This window comes from Chryseobacterium sp. JV558, assembly GCF_033712365.1.
GTDB lineage: Bacteria > Bacteroidota > Bacteroidia > Flavobacteriales > Weeksellaceae > Chryseobacterium.
The window spans coordinates 128976-144333 of the sequence record NZ_WJHU01000007.1 but is presented as its reverse complement, the minus strand read 5'-3'; the positions used below and the strand labels follow the sequence as shown (position 1 = coordinate 144333).

Sequence of the window (15358 nt, the reverse complement as noted above, 5' to 3'; positions counted from 1 at the left end):
TTCAGATGAAAAATAAGGAAGAGTGTATCAGGATAAACTTTACTATGTTTTTGACCATTTTGTGATTGAGAATAAGAATGCTGTATGAAAAAACGCAGGATTCCTTTATTAAACATTATATAATTGGATAAGAAAAAGAATATTTAAACTCTTAAATCATCTCTTAATTGTTAGTAGCTTTTAAAAGAGTACAGTAGGTTGTAATGTAGTATTTTATAAATGTTTTTAATCAAATTATTAAATACGGATTCTAATGAGAGCTTGTAATAAGATGAAAAGTTAAACACCTGTTTGGTATGTTAATTGTTTCTTAGTCCGTCGATGATGTTGAAAATTTAAATATTTTTCAATTAAACGATAATAATCTGTTAAAATATTATAAATGTACGTGAATAAATTATTTTTTTTAAATATTAATAAAAAAGTCATTTTTTTATTAATGCTTGTTTTCAGCGCTTTAGCCTATGCTCAGTGTATTCCTTATACAGGACAGGCGATGACGAGTGGAAATACCTATTGTCTTAACGGCAATATCAATGTAAGTACGAATATCAGTATCCCGAATGGAGCAACACTTATCATTCAATCCGGTCAGCTTCAATCTAACAGTATTCAGGTGGATGGAGTGCTGGAAATTGGTAATGGAGCCAGTGTTAAATCTACAGGAACAGTGAAAGTAGGAACTTTCGGATCTCAGAAAAATTCAAAAATCAGACTGGGAACCAAGTCATTTTTATCATTGGTAGGGTCGGTTATTCAGGAAGATCCTTCTTTTGGTGGATTTTACCCCGGATCAACTTCGGTTATTGAAATGGGAACCAATAGTGTTGTAGAAATATGCGGAACATTTACCCAACAGTCTAAAACGTATCCTTCAGTTGAATATATTGGAATTCCTACCGGAAAAGCTTACTGTATTGCAAAAGCAGACGTAAGTGGAGGTGGAGAAGCTTCCATTATTAGTGATGACAGCCAGATTGTAACAATTGCTATGGGATCTGTTACAGGATTAGGCATGGGGAATTCAAGCTTCTGTGGTCCTAATGCAACAAAAGCGATGTGTCCGGGTCTTTGGCCTGAAGGATTATCCGAAGATAAGTCAAGTTGTGGAAATGCTCCTGTCATTATTGATGAGATCGATGGATTTTGTACAAAACCGGGAATTTCAGGTACACCCGATAGTTTTACCAAATTCGGAATTACAGTACAGGAGAAAAACAATGCCTGGCCGGAAAACATACCTAATGGATTTTTAGCGATGGAATCAAAAAATAAAGGTTTTGTAATGACGAGAGTTCAGCATGTAAGCCAGACGCCACAGCCTGGTGATGCCATTGCCGATCCGAAAGAAGGAATGCTTTTATACGATATCAAGGACAAATGTGTAAAACTTTACAATGGTACCGAATGGAAATGTGTACAAAAAAGCTGTAATGATTAATCTAACTGATAAGAATATGAAAAGTATAAGAAATATAAGTATAATCGCTGCCCTGATCGTTTTTAATTCATCTTTTGCTCAGGTAGCAATTGGAAAGCAGACAGTGGATGGAAAAAGTACTGTATTGGATTTTGATAACGTTTCCGGAAATACAAAAGGTTTGATTCTTCCTGCAACATCCGGGCTTCCTGCCGGGACTCTGGTGAACGGAACATTGATCTTTGATCTCACAGATAATAAAGTAAAAGTCTATGAAAATGATACCTGGAAATCTTTATCCGATGCAGGGAACTCAAGTGCGGTTGTTGTTAATAATTCTGTAGAATCAGGGAAAGGAGTAATTATGGGAGAGGCATCAAGTACTGCTGATGGCGTATTGGTCCTTGAATCTCAGGATAAAGCAATGATTCTTCCGAAAGTAGCTACACCACATCTTAGTGTAAAAAATCCCTATCCCGGTATGATCTGCTATGATACAACCAGTAAGACTTTGGCGATATTTGACGGATCAGTCTGGAATTACTGGAAATAAATGATGAGAAATTAATCCGGAATATTCTGGTTTACAATATAAAAGCAGTTGTGTGTTTTCATACAGCTGATTTTTATTTTGTCTTAAACAATCTGGGCACTTTCCTTAATGCTGTTCATTACAAAAATACTCTTGGTCTGGCCAATTCCTTCAATCTCTGATAATTTGCTCACAAAAAACTCATGGAATTCATCCATATTGGGAGCAAGAATCTTCAGCATAAAATCAAAATCTCCGCTGATGTTATAAAATTCCACAACTTCTTTCAGTTTGCTAACTTCCTCAATGAATTTTCCTGCCGTTTTTTTATTGTGAACACTCAACGCGATCATACAGATCACCATCATTCCCTTATTGACTTTTTTACGGTCTACAACAGCCGTGTATTCTTTAATAATTCCCTGTTTTTCCATACGCTTGATGCGCTCGTGGGTAGGGGTGGGGCTCAGATTGATCCTTGCCGAAATGTCACGCACGCTCATCTTGGCATCTTTCTGAAGAAGGCGAAGGATTGATAAGTCTTTTTCGTCAGGGATATAATTTTCAGTTGCCATTTTGTTCTGTTTTTATGGATTGTTGTTTGATGTAACAGTAATTTTGTTCTTTTATGTGTGTTTTATTTTTAATATCGTTCCAAATTTAAGGTTAAATTTTCAAATACGTTCTGTAAATTTTAATTTTGCAGGAAATTTGAATATATGGATACAAGGAAAAATGTAATATTAATTTTAGCATCGGTGGGAACATTTGTGGAGGCTTTGGATATTGCCATTATTAATTTAACAATTCCTTCTATTCAGCAGCAGTTCCAGATTGGAGCAGAGACGGTTCAGTGGCTGCAGACGCTGTATGTATTGTTCTTTGGAGGATTTCTGATCATTGGCGGAAAGCTTTCAGATCAGATCGGAAGAAAGAAAATGTTTTTACTCGGAGCGTTGATTTTTATGCTCACTTCGCTGGGGGCAGGATTATCCCAAAACTTTGAAGTGCTGGCTATTTTCCGTGCTTTACAGGGGCTGGGGGCTGCATTGGTGATGCCGTCAGCGTTATCTATTGTGACCAATACCTTCAGAGGTGAACAGGAGAGAAATCATGCTATCGGAATTTTCAGTTCATTCGCTGCGATCGGTTCAGGAAGCGGCCTTTCAGTAGGAGGAATTATCAGTACATACCTGAGCTGGCACTGGGTTTTCCTGATCAATGTTCCTATACTTTTAATAACATTGGTGCTTTCTTACTATTATCTGCCTGCAGATGAGAAAAATGAAACTGCACAGAAAACAGATATGGTTTCCGGGATATTGATGGTGCTGGGACTTTTAAGTCTTACTTATGGTACACACGAATTGGTTCATATTAAAGAACAATCTTTCCTGGTTATAGGTTCTTTAGTTCTGGCAGTATTGCTGCTGGTTATGGTGTATTACCGATTGAAATCTGTTGCTGAGCCCCTGGTTGATTTAAAGTTAGTCAAACACAAATCTTTAGTGATCTCCAATGCCGTATTCTTTACGTTGGGTGCATTTTTTATCGGGTTTTTATTCCTGATTTCATTGATGCTTCAGAAAGATATGGGCTACAGCGCTGCTTCTGCGGGATTAATGCTTGTACCGTTCAGTATCATATCTGCTTTGACGGCTAAATTTATTCTACCTCATATATCAAAACGCCTGAGCTCTTCTCAAATGGGAGTTTTAGGATGGCTATTTATGCTGATAGGAGGATTGTCACTGTTGATCTCCGTTTATACCGGACACCCGTTAGCTGTAGTTTTATTGGGAGCAGCATGCATTTCAGGAGTAGGAATGACATTCTGTTTTACCGCGCTTTCAGTAATGGGAATCCAGGATGTTGAACCTTCCCATTACGGATTGGCATCAAGTTTGAGCTCTACAAGTTACTTTTTGGGAGCCGGGATTGGATTGTCATTCATGACTTTAATGAGCCAGATCTTTCCTTCGGAGTTTTCAGTAGGAAGTCTGAATCTGATTATTTTAATCGGTTATGCTCTTTTGGCGCTTGGAATGTTGTTTTATTTTATATTGAAAAGCATAAAAGTAAAACAGGCAGAAGTAGCCGTTTCATAATAAGGATTTAAAAATATACAAACTATATGACGAAGAATCGGTGCTTAGGTATCGGTTCTTTTTTTGTCTTTACGCTTCACTTCATTACCTTTGTTCTTTTACGATACATCATGAAAATACAGGTCATCAGCGATCTTCACCGGGAATTTGGGAGTACGGAATTATGTTTTGATCATTCTGATATTGTTATTTTGGCAGGTGATGTCAATTTGGGAACCAAAGGAATCGAATGGATTAAAGAAATAATTCCCGATAAACCTGTAATTTATGTTTTGGGCAATCATGAATACTATAAAGGTTCCTATCCGAAAACACTCAATAAGATCAGGGAAGCTGCTTTAAATTCTAATGTTCATGTGTTGGAAAATTCATTTGTAGATATTGATGGTATTCGCTTTCATGGTGCTACCTTATGGACGGATTTTTCCATCTTTGGGAATCCGGTTCAATACGGAATGATTTGCCAGTCTAAAATGAATGATTACAAAATGATCAGGAGAGATCCTTCCTATTCCAGAATGAGAACACTGGATACCTTCAAAATCCATCAGTTTTCAAAAGAATGGTTAAAAGAAAGTCTTGAAGATTCAAAAGGACTTAAAAATATAGTCGTTACCCATCATGCGCCCAGTCTCCAATCTGTTCCGGAACATTATAAAGAAGATCCGGTAACAGCGGCCTATGTTTCTGATCTGGAAGATCTCGTTACACAATATCAGCCGTTATACTGGATTCACGGGCATATTCATACCCCATGCAGATATAAAATTGAAGAGACGGAAATCATTTGTAATCCTCACGGTTATATAGATGAAAAATACAATGGATATGATAAAGAGTTGATCGTTATTGTTTAACAAAAGAATTATTCACTTATTGGTATTTTTAATTTTTTGACCTTAATTACTATCTTCGTGTTTAATTTTCTTTCCAATGTCTAAAAAATCCCAGCCAAAATCTGATTTTGTTTCGCAGTTAGCCTTTGATGAAGTATTGCAGCAGGTGGAATTTGATCTTAGAATCAAGGAATTTGTGGTGATGGAAATCGGCAAAGCTGATTATATAATACAACCGAATACTCCCTACCGTTCAGATTATTTCTGTATTTTTATGATACAGAAGGGAGGTGTGACATTCAGATTAGATGATAAAAGTTATCAGGTGTCCAAAGGTGATATCGTGTTTTGTCCGATGTTGGAAACTTTTTGGCTGGATGAAATTACGGAAGATTACAACGCTAAGTATATTTTCTTTTCCTTGAATTTTATTTCTGATGCAGGTTTTAATTATAAGTCAAATAATGTTCTGAAGAGCCTTTCATCAGATCCTACCCATATTATCAGGAATGAACCAGATGTATACAGGAAGCTGAATTTCCACCTCGATGAACTTAAGGTTTTGAATGATAAAGAAAAAGATAATTATTATTTCAATGAAATGATATGGCATCATTTCTCGCTGGTGATCTATGAAATTGATAATTATTTCAAGAAAACAGAAAAACCTCATCAGGTAACCAATAGAGAAGATGAGTTAACGACAAGTTTTTTTACGCTGGTTCAGAGCCATTTTAAAGAAGAACACAACGTTCAGTTCTATGCCGATAAGCTTTTTATCAGTCGAAAATACCTTACGAAAGTCATTAATAAAACGGTGTTCAAATCCCCCAGAGATATTATTCATCAGGTTTTAGCAGTAGAAGCCAGATTGCTGCTAAGAAATCCTAACCTGAATATCGCTGATGTAGCATCACAACTGAAGTTTTCAGATCATGCGTCTTTCAGTAAGTTTTTCAAAAAACACGTGGGAAGATCTCCTTTGGAATACAGAAAGGATGATTTGTATTGATAATGAGAGATTTGTGTTTTTAAGACGTCTTTTAACCAAATTCTAACTATAATTTTGATTTAAAATAGTAAATAGTGTCATTTATATTGTCTATGAATGATATTTCTCATGTTTTTAAAAATAAGGAGTCTTTTTGACAAAACAAGGAGTTTTTTGAATAATTCTATTCAACTTTTTTCGTTCGATTTTTGTCCGGAAAATTTAAAAGGACTATTGTTATGCAAAGATTTTTTATTCAAAAATCAACCCTGCTTTTCCTCTCACTGATCGTTTTGGCGGGGTGTGGAAAAGGCAATCAAAACCAAGGCTATCAGCAGCAGGCACCGGAATTACCTGTTGCAAAAGTGACTCAGGGAGACGCTTCTGTTTCCAGAGAATATGCAGCATCTATCGAAGGGGTTTCCAATGTGGAAATCAGACCTCAGGTAACAGGATATTTAAGCAAAATTTATGTGGATGAAGGAGACTTTGTGAGAGCAGGGCAGCCTTTGTTTAAAATCGAAGATCAGGTTTTCCGCGAACAGCTGAAAAGTGCTCAGGCGGCTTTGATCACCGCTCAGGCAACCCTTTCAACCTCTAAAATTGATCTGGACAGGAAAAAAGAACTGTTCAGAAACAAAATGGTTTCAGAAATTCAGGTGAAAGAAGCTGAAGCTGCTTATAATGGGGCAAGAGGAGCCGTAAGTCAATCTACGTCCACTATTGAGTCAGCTAAAATCAATCTTAATTTCTCTACCATCAAAGCTCCGGTAAGTGGATTTATCGGAAGATTCAACTATCGTTTGGGAAGTTTGATGACACCGGGAAATCAGGAACCTATTACCCTATTGTCAGATATTCATCAGGTATATACGTATTTCAGTTTGAGCGAAAATGATTTTAATAATTTCCAGAAACAATACACCGGAAGCAGTATTGATGAGGTGATCAAAAATACTCCGGTAGTATCATTATTACTTTCCGGCGGTGAGCAATATGCTGAAAAAGGAAAGATTGATGCCGTAGAAGGACAGTTTAATAAAACAACCGGATCTATTACATTAAGAGCAAAATTCAACAATCCAAACCAGCTTTTGAGGAGCGGAAATACCGGGAAAATTGTACTGGATCAGTTCTACAGCAATGTTATTTTACTTCCTATTGCTTCTACCAGAACTATTCAGGATAAAGTGTTTGTGTTTACCATTCAAGGTGGGAAAGCAGCAATGCTTCCTATTGAAGTGAACGGAAAAGCCGGAGATAATTTCATTGTAGCCAAAGGCATTAAAGCGGGAGATGAATATATCACCAGCGGTTTCGACCGATTACAGCCGGGAACTCCTGTCGTGGCACAAAAGAAAAATGCTCAACAGAAAAAATCGTAAGAAGAAATCATGTTAAAGAAAATTATAAAAAGACCCGTACTGGCAACGGTTATTTCCGTATTGCTTGTGATACTGGGGATTGTCGGGATGGTAAGCCTTCCGATTACCAAATTTCCGGACATTGCGCCTCCTACCGTTATGGTAACGGCCGCCTATCCGGGAGCCAATGCTGAAACAATCGCGAGGTCTGTAGCACCTCCGTTAGAAAACGCAATCAACGGAGTGGAAAATATGGACTATATTACTTCTACAGCGAGTAATGACGGTACATTGAGCATTACTGTTATTTTCAAACTGGGAACAGATCCCGATCAGGCAGCGATTAACGTGCAGAACAGGGTAGCTCAGGTTACCAATCAGCTTCCTGCAGAGGTTATTCAGGCGGGAATCACCACGGTGAAAAGACAGAACAGTATGATTGCGATGGTTTCCCTGACCAGTAAAGATGGAAAGATGAACGATCTTTTCCTTGAAAACTATGCAAAAATCAACATCGTTCCGGAGCTGAAAAGAGTAAAAGGAGTAGGAGATGCAATGGTATACGGAAATAAAGATTACTCCATGCGTATCTGGCTTGATCCGAATAAACTGACTTCATACAATCTTACTCCATCTGATGTTTCCCGCGCGATTCAAACCCAAAATCTGGAAGCAGCACCCGGAAGATTAGGAGAAAGAAGTAAAGAGGTCATGGAATATGTTCTTCGGTACAAAGGGAAATTTACAGAACCAGAACAATATGAAAATATCACTATCAAAGCGTTGAATGACGGTTCTGTTTTAAAGCTAAAAGATATTGCTAAGGTAGAATTTGGGGCTTACAGTTATACAGTTTCTTCCAATTATAATAAAAAAGCTTCTGTAACGATGGCGATCTTCCAGATGGCAGGATCTAATGCGAATGAAGTACAGATCGCTCTTCAGGAGAGAATGAAAGAACTGGAAAAGTCTTTCCCTGAAGGAATGGATTATGAAATTCCATACGCTACAAAAGAAGCACTGGATCAATCCATAGAACAGGTTATTCATACTTTGATAGAGGCGTTTATCCTGGTATTCATTGTGGTATATATCTTCCTTCAGGACTTCCGTTCTACCCTGATTCCTGCTATTGCAGTTCCGGTATCCATTGTAGGAACGTTCTTCTTTATGAAGGTTTTCGGATTTTCTATTAATATTCTGACGTTGTTTGCTTTGGTATTGGCGATTGGTATTGTAGTGGATGATGCTATTGTGGTTGTAGAGGCTGTTCATGCCAAGATGGAGCATAAAAAACTGAACCCAAGAGCAGCTACGATGTCGGCAATGAGTGAGATCACAGGAGCTATTGTTTCTATCACCCTGGTCATGTCTGCGGTATTCGTTCCGGTGGCTTTTATGAGTGGTTCTACGGGATTATTTTACCAGCAGTTTGCACTCACATTGGCAATTGCAATTGTGATTTCAGCGATCAATGCATTGACATTGAGTCCGGCTTTATGTGCTTTATTCTTAAAACAACACCATCCGGGAACGCATGAAAAAATGAATTTCAAAGACCGTTTCTTTGCAGGATTCAATGCCAGCTTTAATAAACTGACATTCCGTTACGGGAAAGCTGTTTTATTCCTTTTAAAAAGAAAATGGGTAGCCCTGATCATCATGGTAGCTTTTGGAGGATTGTTCGCATGGATGTCTATGACTACACCCAAAGGATTTATTCCTGATGAAGATCAGAGTTTCATTATTGTAACGGCAAACCTTGCTCCGGGAGCATCAAAGGACAGAACTTCAAAAGTAGTTTCCGATACAGAAGATTTGTTGATGAAAAATCCTGCCGTGGATAAAGTAATTTCAGTAGACGGATTAAATCTATTCAGTGGTTCCATGTCATCTTCTGCCGCTTCTATTTTCGTTAAATTAAAAAAAGGAGGCGAAAGAGGGGCTGTTAATAACATCAATGATATCATCGGACAGACTCAGGGAATGCTTTCTCAAGACAAAAGAGCCAATTTCCTTGTCATCAATACGCCAACGGTAGATGGTTTCGGAAATACCAGTGGGATGGAGCTTGTGCTTCAGGACCGTACCAACGGAGAACTTCAGAATTTAGGAAATATCTCCTACGGAATGATGGGAGCTTTGATGCAGAGACCGGAAGTAGCGGTAGCCTTTACCACTTTCGATGTTACCTACCCTCAGTTTGAAGTGCTTGTAGATGAGGTGAAATCTGCACAGTTGGGAGTAAATGTTTCTGATGTACTGGGAGTAATGCAGGGGTATTACGGAAGTATTCAGGCTTCGGATTTCAACAGATTCGGGAAATATTACAGAGTTCTGGTGCAGTCTACTCCGGAAACAAGACAGGATAAAGAATCTCTGAACGGAATTTTTGTTAAAAATAATCTGGGTCAAATGGTTCCTATCAACACGCTGGTAAGCCTGAAACAGGTAACGGGAGCTGAAGTGGTAGACCGTTTCAACCTGTTTAATTCATCTAACTTAACGGTAATGGCTGCTCCGGGATACAGTACAGGACAGGCGATGGCTGCAATTGAAGAAGTGAGTAAGCAGGTACTTCCTCCGGGATATACCTACGATTACAAAGGAATGAGCCGTGAAGAAGCAGGCTCAAGCTCACAGTCAGTAATGATTTTCGGATTGTGTATTGTATTTGTATTCTTCCTTTTATCTGCGCAATATGAAAGCTATATTCTTCCATTAGCGGTATTGATCGCGATTCCGGTAGGTTTGTCAGGAGTGTTTGTGGGAATTACATTCGCAGAATTATCCAATAATATTTATGTACAGATTGCTTTGGTGATGCTGATCGGATTGTTGGCGAAGAACGGTATTCTTATCGTGGAATTTGCCATCCAAAGACGTAGAGCAGGGAAGAGTCTTATTGCTTCCGCTGTAGAAGGGGCAAAAGCACGTTTGCGTCCTATTTTGATGACCTCTCTGGCATTTATTACCGGATTACTGCCATTGATCTTTGTGGTAGGACCTTCAGCAATGGGTAACCATTCTATCGGGTATGCGGCCATTTCAGGGATGCTTTTCGGAACGATCTTAGGAATTTTTGTGGTTCCGGTTCTTTTTGTGGTATTCCAGGCTTTGCATGAGAGAATCAACGGAAAGGTAGTTACAGATGCGGATTGGGAATATTAATTCAAATGATTTTAAAAATGAAAATTAAAAATATAGCATATATCGCATTCATTTCAGGAACGGCAATCTCCTGTAAAGTTCAGAAATATGAACAGCCTGAAATAAAAATGCCTGAAGCTTTCAGAAGTGACAGCATTGTTGCGGGACAAGAGGAGAATATTGCTAAGATCAGTTATAAAGACTTTTTCAAAGATCCGGTTCTTGTAGGCTTGATAGATAAAGCGATGGTGCAGAATAATGATCTTCAGGTAGCTTTAAAGCAGATAGAATTTGCGTCATTGGCCTATACTCAAAGCAAATGGGCTAATATTCCGACAATCAGTGCTTCTGCCAATGCTAATATCAACCGTCCTTCAGACAACAGTATGAACGGGATGATGGCCGGACAGTTCATGGGAAAAAGGTATATGGAAGATTATACAACTTCGCTTAGTTTTTCATGGGAAGCCGATATGTGGGGTAAGATCAGAGGAAGAAAAGAACAGGCATTAGCAGAATATCTGAAAACACAGGAAGCCGCAAAGGCGGTAAAAACACAAGTGGTGTCTGCTGTAGTGCAGGGATATTATAACCTGCTGATGCTGGATACGCAGCTGGAGATTACAAAATCTAATCTGGCATATGCTGATAATACATTGAAGTTTCTGACGAAACAGCAGGAATTGGGATTAACAACAGCTTTGGCTGTACAGCAGCAGGAAATTGTGAAAGATCAGATCTTGAAATCAATTCCTGCGATTGAAAGCTCTGTGACAACCCAGGAAAATGCTTTGAGCCTGTTGACCGGTTCAATGCCCGGGAAAATTGAAAGAAGTGCAAGCCTGAACAATGTACAGTCTCCGGATCATCTGGCGGCAGGAGTTCCTTCAGAATTATTAAGCTACAGACCGGATATTAAAACGGCCGAACTTGAGGTAAGAAAGAGTGCTGCAGCAATTCATGTTGCCAAAATGAGTATGTATCCTTCATTGAATATTACAGCGCAGGGCGGTGTAAATGCTTTTCAGATCAGTAAATGGTTCAGCGTTCCGGGATCACTTTTCGGAATGGTGGCAGGAGCTGTTGCCCAGCCAATTTTGAATGGGAAACAGTTGAAAACACAGTATGAGCAGTCTAAAGTAGTGGCTGATCAGGCGGAACTCAACTTTAAACAATCTGTTTTAAAAGCGGTAGCCGAAGTTTCAGATGCACTGATACAGATCCAGAAACTGGAAGAACAGCAGAAAATTGCAGAAGGGCTGGTCTTGAAATCAGGTGAAGCGGTGAAGAAAGCTGATCTGTTATTTAAATATAATTCAGCGACTTATGTAGAAGTGATCATTGCGCAATCTAATAAACTTCAGGCAGAATTGGAACTGGCGTCTCTGAAAACCCAGAGACTGAATGCTATAACAACGCTTTACCGTTCTGTAGGTGGCGGGTGGCAATAAAGTAAAATTGAATCTGCTTCGTCTGTAATGATGAAGCAGGTTTTTAATCCATATCATTATGAAGACAAATATACAGGAGGGGATCATTTTAATTCCGGATTTCAGCGGATTTACCGAATTTGTGTTCAATACAAAATTGTATACAGGTGAGTATATTGTAAGACAGTTACTGTCTACACTGATTGATGTGAACGATCAGTATTTTGAAATTTCAGAGATTGAGGGTGATGCCATTTTATTTTACCGTTATGATGAAAATCCGTCTTACCAGAGTATTTCAAAAATGCTGTGGAAGATGAGAAGTGCCTTCAACAGGAAAATTGAAGAGCTGAGTAAGAGCTTGAGTACCAATATTGATCTGGCTCTCAAGTTTATTGTTCATTACGGCTCTTTTTCACAGTATAATATTGGAAACTTCAGAAAGTTATATGGGAAAACCATTGTGGAAGCCCATCAACTTTTGAAAAACGGACTGGCAGAACAGCCTTCTTACGCCCTTTTCAGTAATTCTTTTCTGGAAAACAGCAAAAATCAGGAGTCTGATTTTAATAAGGATCCACGTCGTCTGCCTGAAGTGGGGGTTATCCATTATTTTGAAAATTTAAACTAGCATATATTTTTTAATATTATTCCTTGTAAATTTGCTATTGCTAGCGGCCCGGGTGAGATCCGGGCTTTTTTATTGATAAGAATTTTGAAACTTGAATCATAAATAACCTATTTTCACAATAAAAGATTCACGCATTCATGACAAATTGTAAAGTTTTTTTAATAAAATTTAATTTACAGATAAAATATATTTTTAAGAATATTTATTATGGATGTGATTTTTATTACGCTGATTTATTGAAATTTTTTCACTGTTTTTAAATTTATGGTTGGGTTTGTAATTTATATCTTATTGGGAGTTAAGTATTTATTTTATTTTTTTTTACTTTTTGATGTAACAAACTTGTGAAGATAATGGTCTTATAGAAAAACTATAATTTCACATGAAAGTAATATTATTTCCAATAGCAATACTAGCAGGTTCATTTGCAATGGCTCAGCAGGCTCAGACCCCGGCCGTAAAGGATACTGTAAAAGGAAATACAAAAGAAATAGAAGCGGTTACTCTGGTTGCCAGAAAACCGACCGTAGAATCTAAGGTAGACAGAACTGTATTTAATGTAGCTAACAGTGCAATTCTGGCAGGAAATACAACATGGGATGTTCTTAGAATGACCCCTTTGGTAAGCATAGACAATAATGATGATGTAAAAGCTGAAGGACAGATGGTTACGGTATATATCAATGATAGGAAATCTGTTTTTACAGGAAAGGAATTAAAAGAATACCTTAAAACCATTCCTGCTGATAACCTGATGAAGATTGAAGTGATTACCAGCCCTTCATCAAGATATGAAACTTCAGGTTCCGTGATCAATATTGTTCTGAAAAAGAGAGATGATGAAGGATTGAAAGGAAGCATCTCCCTGAACAACAGACAAAGTACCAAGAATTCACAATACACAAATTTTAACCTGAATTACCATAAGAAAAAGTTTACCCAAACCTTTATAGGAAGTTACAACAGCGGAAATTATGTGCAGAAAACACAGACCTGGGATAACCGGTTTGAGGGCAATAAGCTCACCCAGTTCAATCTTGAAAACCTAATGAGAAATGAAAGCCCTTCTCTTTCCTCTACTTCAGAATTTGAAATCAATGATAAAAATAATTTCGGATTTGTGCTGGAATATTCACAGAACAGAAATTTACTTTCAGCAGAATCTGATGGGATGACGACAAAAGACGGAGATCCTGGTGAATCTTTTCGCCAGAGCCAGAATAACTGGGGATTCAGCCGAAATTTAGGAACTAATGCCTTCTACAAATACTATGATAAAGAAAAGAACAGGATTTTAGATGTTAATTTGGGAACCAATTATTCAGGCGATAACAATGATAATTTGATTGACAAACAAATTAATAAGCAGGGGGTGATTACCAACCAGCAGCTGGGAGTTATCAGTAGCAACCAAATGCGTAATTATTATCTGAAAATTGATTATACCCATCCTTTTGGTAAAACAGGAGGTACCATGGAAGTAGGAGGGAAAACTGAATTGAACAACCATGTTATTCCTAATAGGCTCTATGGATTCAGTATTGATAATGGTACACCGGAATACGCCAATCTATCCAAGAATGACAGATTCCATTATGAAGATCATTTAAGCTCTTTATATGCTAATTACAGCAAAACATTTTTCGGAAAACTGGAAACCAGAGTCGGAATCCGATATGAATATATTGATTATAAAGTAACACAGGATGTGGCAGGTACAGAGAGAAGAGATTCTTATGGAACTTTTCTTCCCAATCTATTGCTGAAGTATAGTTTTTCAGAGAAGTTTGATTTAAGTCTTACCTATAACCGAAGCATCTGGAGACCTTGGTATTCTGAGTTTAACCCTTTCGTGATGCCTGAAATTAACGGAACCTATTCCAGAGGAAACCTTAATCTGAACCCCAATCCTAATGACAGGCTTTATCTGAAATTCGGAATTCTGAAAAAGTATTTTATTTCTGCAAGGTATATGCATACCAATCAGGATTACTGGACGACTTATGTAACGGAAAATGGGAGAACAGTTTCGTTACCAGGGAACTTTGATGGAAAAGTTGAAAAATATTACCTTTTTGCCAATACCAATCAGAACTTCCTGAAAAATAAGCTGAACGTCAATGCAGGATTTGGATGGTACTATATTAATAATAAAGATTTTAATGAAAAAAACAAGTTAGGAGCTAAAGATTACATCAGCTATTGGGGAGCTTCTGCGAATGTTTCTTATACCAATCTGTTCAATAAAAACATTAACCTGAGTGCGTGGGTGGAACTTGCCAATCAAAACAACGGAAATTCATACGCGAACAATACCAATGTTTTCCACAATATTTCAGTCACTAAAATATTCCCAAAAACCCAAATGGAGCTGAGTATGCAGCTAATGAATATTTTTAAAAGACCTTATGGAGATAACACAACTTATAGCCAGGATGGGACTTTCAGAGAATATTCAAAATGGGACTGGTACGGAGTTTCTCTTACGTTTGTGAAGCGTTTCGGAAACCAGAAGGTAAAAGAAAATACCAAAACCGATGTAGAGAAAAACGGCGGTGGCGGAAAATAATCCAAAATTTGTCAGATAAAAATAAAAGCAGGTTTCAATTTGGAATCTGCTTTTTATTTACCTAAAATATTTATGCTATAGCAGAAAATCTACGCTGAAGTTTTTGAACCATTAAGAAAATAGTAAGCTGTTAAGAATATTAAGAGAATATCTGGAGATATTTATAAAGTACTGGGCTTCATTCAAATTTATTTGAATCTTAACTTTTCTTCATCACTTAAAACTCCTTAATGGTTTAAAAAGCTTTTGGAGATTGAATATTTGAGCAGATCTAAAATTTAGAATTTTATTTTTAACGCAAAGTTTTAATCTGAGATACTTTTGAAT

General features: G+C 37.6%; 11 protein-coding genes. 10 read left to right on the top strand and 1 reads right to left on the bottom strand.

Going from position 1 to position 15358, the window contains the following annotated elements:
* The first annotated feature begins 439 nt into the window (after window positions 1–439).
* The gene (locus GFU89_RS20175) at window positions 440–1441 is read left to right on the top strand and encodes a hypothetical protein (RefSeq protein ID WP_318848835.1); all 1002 of its coding nucleotides are present in this window, start codon (window positions 440–442) and stop codon (window positions 1439–1441) included.
* Window positions 1434–1973: a hypothetical protein gene (locus GFU89_RS20170; RefSeq protein WP_318848834.1), complete on the top strand. Its 540-nt coding sequence runs from the start codon at window positions 1434–1436 to the stop codon at window positions 1971–1973. The genes GFU89_RS20175 and GFU89_RS20170 overlap by 8 nt, the downstream gene beginning before the upstream one ends.
* A gap of 83 nt (window positions 1974–2056) precedes the next feature.
* Here GFU89_RS20170 and GFU89_RS20165 read toward each other — a convergent pair whose 3' ends face one another.
* Window positions 2057–2527: an Lrp/AsnC family transcriptional regulator gene (locus GFU89_RS20165; protein ID WP_309433853.1), complete on the bottom strand. Its 471-nt coding sequence runs from the start codon at window positions 2525–2527 to the stop codon at window positions 2057–2059.
* Between the two features lie 144 nt (window positions 2528–2671).
* Here GFU89_RS20165 and GFU89_RS20160 point away from each other — a divergent pair, with 144 nt between their 5' ends.
* The 8 genes from GFU89_RS20160 to GFU89_RS20125 all read left to right on the top strand — a co-directional run bounded on the left by GFU89_RS20160 (window position 2672) and on the right by GFU89_RS20125 (window position 15031).
* The gene (locus GFU89_RS20160; protein ID WP_318848833.1) at window positions 2672–4060 is read left to right on the top strand and encodes an MFS transporter; all 1389 of its coding nucleotides are present in this window, start codon (window positions 2672–2674) and stop codon (window positions 4058–4060) included.
* 26 nt (window positions 4061–4086) lie between these two features.
* Complete coding sequence (locus tag GFU89_RS20155) at window positions 4087–4917, top strand: metallophosphoesterase (protein ID WP_318848832.1); 831 nt, start codon at window positions 4087–4089, stop codon at window positions 4915–4917.
* A gap of 76 nt (window positions 4918–4993) precedes the next feature.
* Window positions 4994–5908 (top strand): AraC family transcriptional regulator, encoded by a 915-nt coding sequence (locus tag GFU89_RS20150; RefSeq protein ID WP_318848831.1) that lies wholly within the window; start codon window positions 4994–4996, stop codon window positions 5906–5908.
* A 218-nt stretch (window positions 5909–6126) separates the two neighbouring features.
* On the top strand, window positions 6127–7272 hold the full coding sequence (locus GFU89_RS20145) for an efflux RND transporter periplasmic adaptor subunit (RefSeq protein WP_318848830.1): 1146 nt from the start codon (window positions 6127–6129) through the stop codon (window positions 7270–7272).
* A 9-nt stretch (window positions 7273–7281) separates the two neighbouring features.
* Window positions 7282–10422, top strand: a complete 3141-nt coding sequence (locus tag GFU89_RS20140) for an efflux RND transporter permease subunit (RefSeq protein WP_318848829.1) — start codon at window positions 7282–7284, stop codon at window positions 10420–10422.
* A gap of 17 nt (window positions 10423–10439) precedes the next feature.
* Window positions 10440–11852 carry an efflux transporter outer membrane subunit gene (locus GFU89_RS20135; RefSeq protein WP_228407005.1) on the top strand — a complete coding sequence of 471 codons (1413 nt, stop codon included), beginning with the start codon at window positions 10440–10442 and terminating at the stop codon, window positions 11850–11852.
* A 58-nt stretch (window positions 11853–11910) separates the two neighbouring features.
* Window positions 11911–12462 carry a DUF2652 domain-containing protein gene (locus GFU89_RS20130; RefSeq protein WP_105704002.1) on the top strand — a complete coding sequence of 184 codons (552 nt, stop codon included), beginning with the start codon at window positions 11911–11913 and terminating at the stop codon, window positions 12460–12462.
* 382 nt (window positions 12463–12844) lie between these two features.
* Window positions 12845–15031: a TonB-dependent receptor domain-containing protein gene (locus GFU89_RS20125; protein WP_105704003.1), complete on the top strand. Its 2187-nt coding sequence runs from the start codon at window positions 12845–12847 to the stop codon at window positions 15029–15031.
* Window positions 15032–15358: the final 327 nt, after the last annotated feature.

Coding starts and splice junctions, on each gene's coding strand:
- GFU89_RS20175 (WP_318848835.1), top strand. CDS start 440: ATGCTTGTTTTCAGCGCTTTAGCCTATGCTCAGTGTATTCCTTATACA.
- GFU89_RS20170 (WP_318848834.1), top strand. CDS start 1,434: ATGATTAATCTAACTGATAAGAATATGAAAAGTATAAGAAATATAAGT.
- GFU89_RS20165 (WP_309433853.1), bottom strand. CDS start 2,527: ATGGCAACTGAAAATTATATCCCTGACGAAAAAGACTTATCAATCCTT.
- GFU89_RS20160 (WP_318848833.1), top strand. CDS start 2,672: ATGGATACAAGGAAAAATGTAATATTAATTTTAGCATCGGTGGGAACA.
- GFU89_RS20155 (WP_318848832.1), top strand. CDS start 4,087: ATGACGAAGAATCGGTGCTTAGGTATCGGTTCTTTTTTTGTCTTTACG.
- GFU89_RS20150 (WP_318848831.1), top strand. CDS start 4,994: ATGTCTAAAAAATCCCAGCCAAAATCTGATTTTGTTTCGCAGTTAGCC.
- GFU89_RS20145 (WP_318848830.1), top strand. CDS start 6,127: ATGCAAAGATTTTTTATTCAAAAATCAACCCTGCTTTTCCTCTCACTG.
- GFU89_RS20140 (WP_318848829.1), top strand. CDS start 7,282: ATGTTAAAGAAAATTATAAAAAGACCCGTACTGGCAACGGTTATTTCC.
- GFU89_RS20135 (WP_228407005.1), top strand. CDS start 10,440: ATGAAAATTAAAAATATAGCATATATCGCATTCATTTCAGGAACGGCA.
- GFU89_RS20130 (WP_105704002.1), top strand. CDS start 11,911: ATGAAGACAAATATACAGGAGGGGATCATTTTAATTCCGGATTTCAGC.
- GFU89_RS20125 (WP_105704003.1), top strand. CDS start 12,845: ATGAAAGTAATATTATTTCCAATAGCAATACTAGCAGGTTCATTTGCA.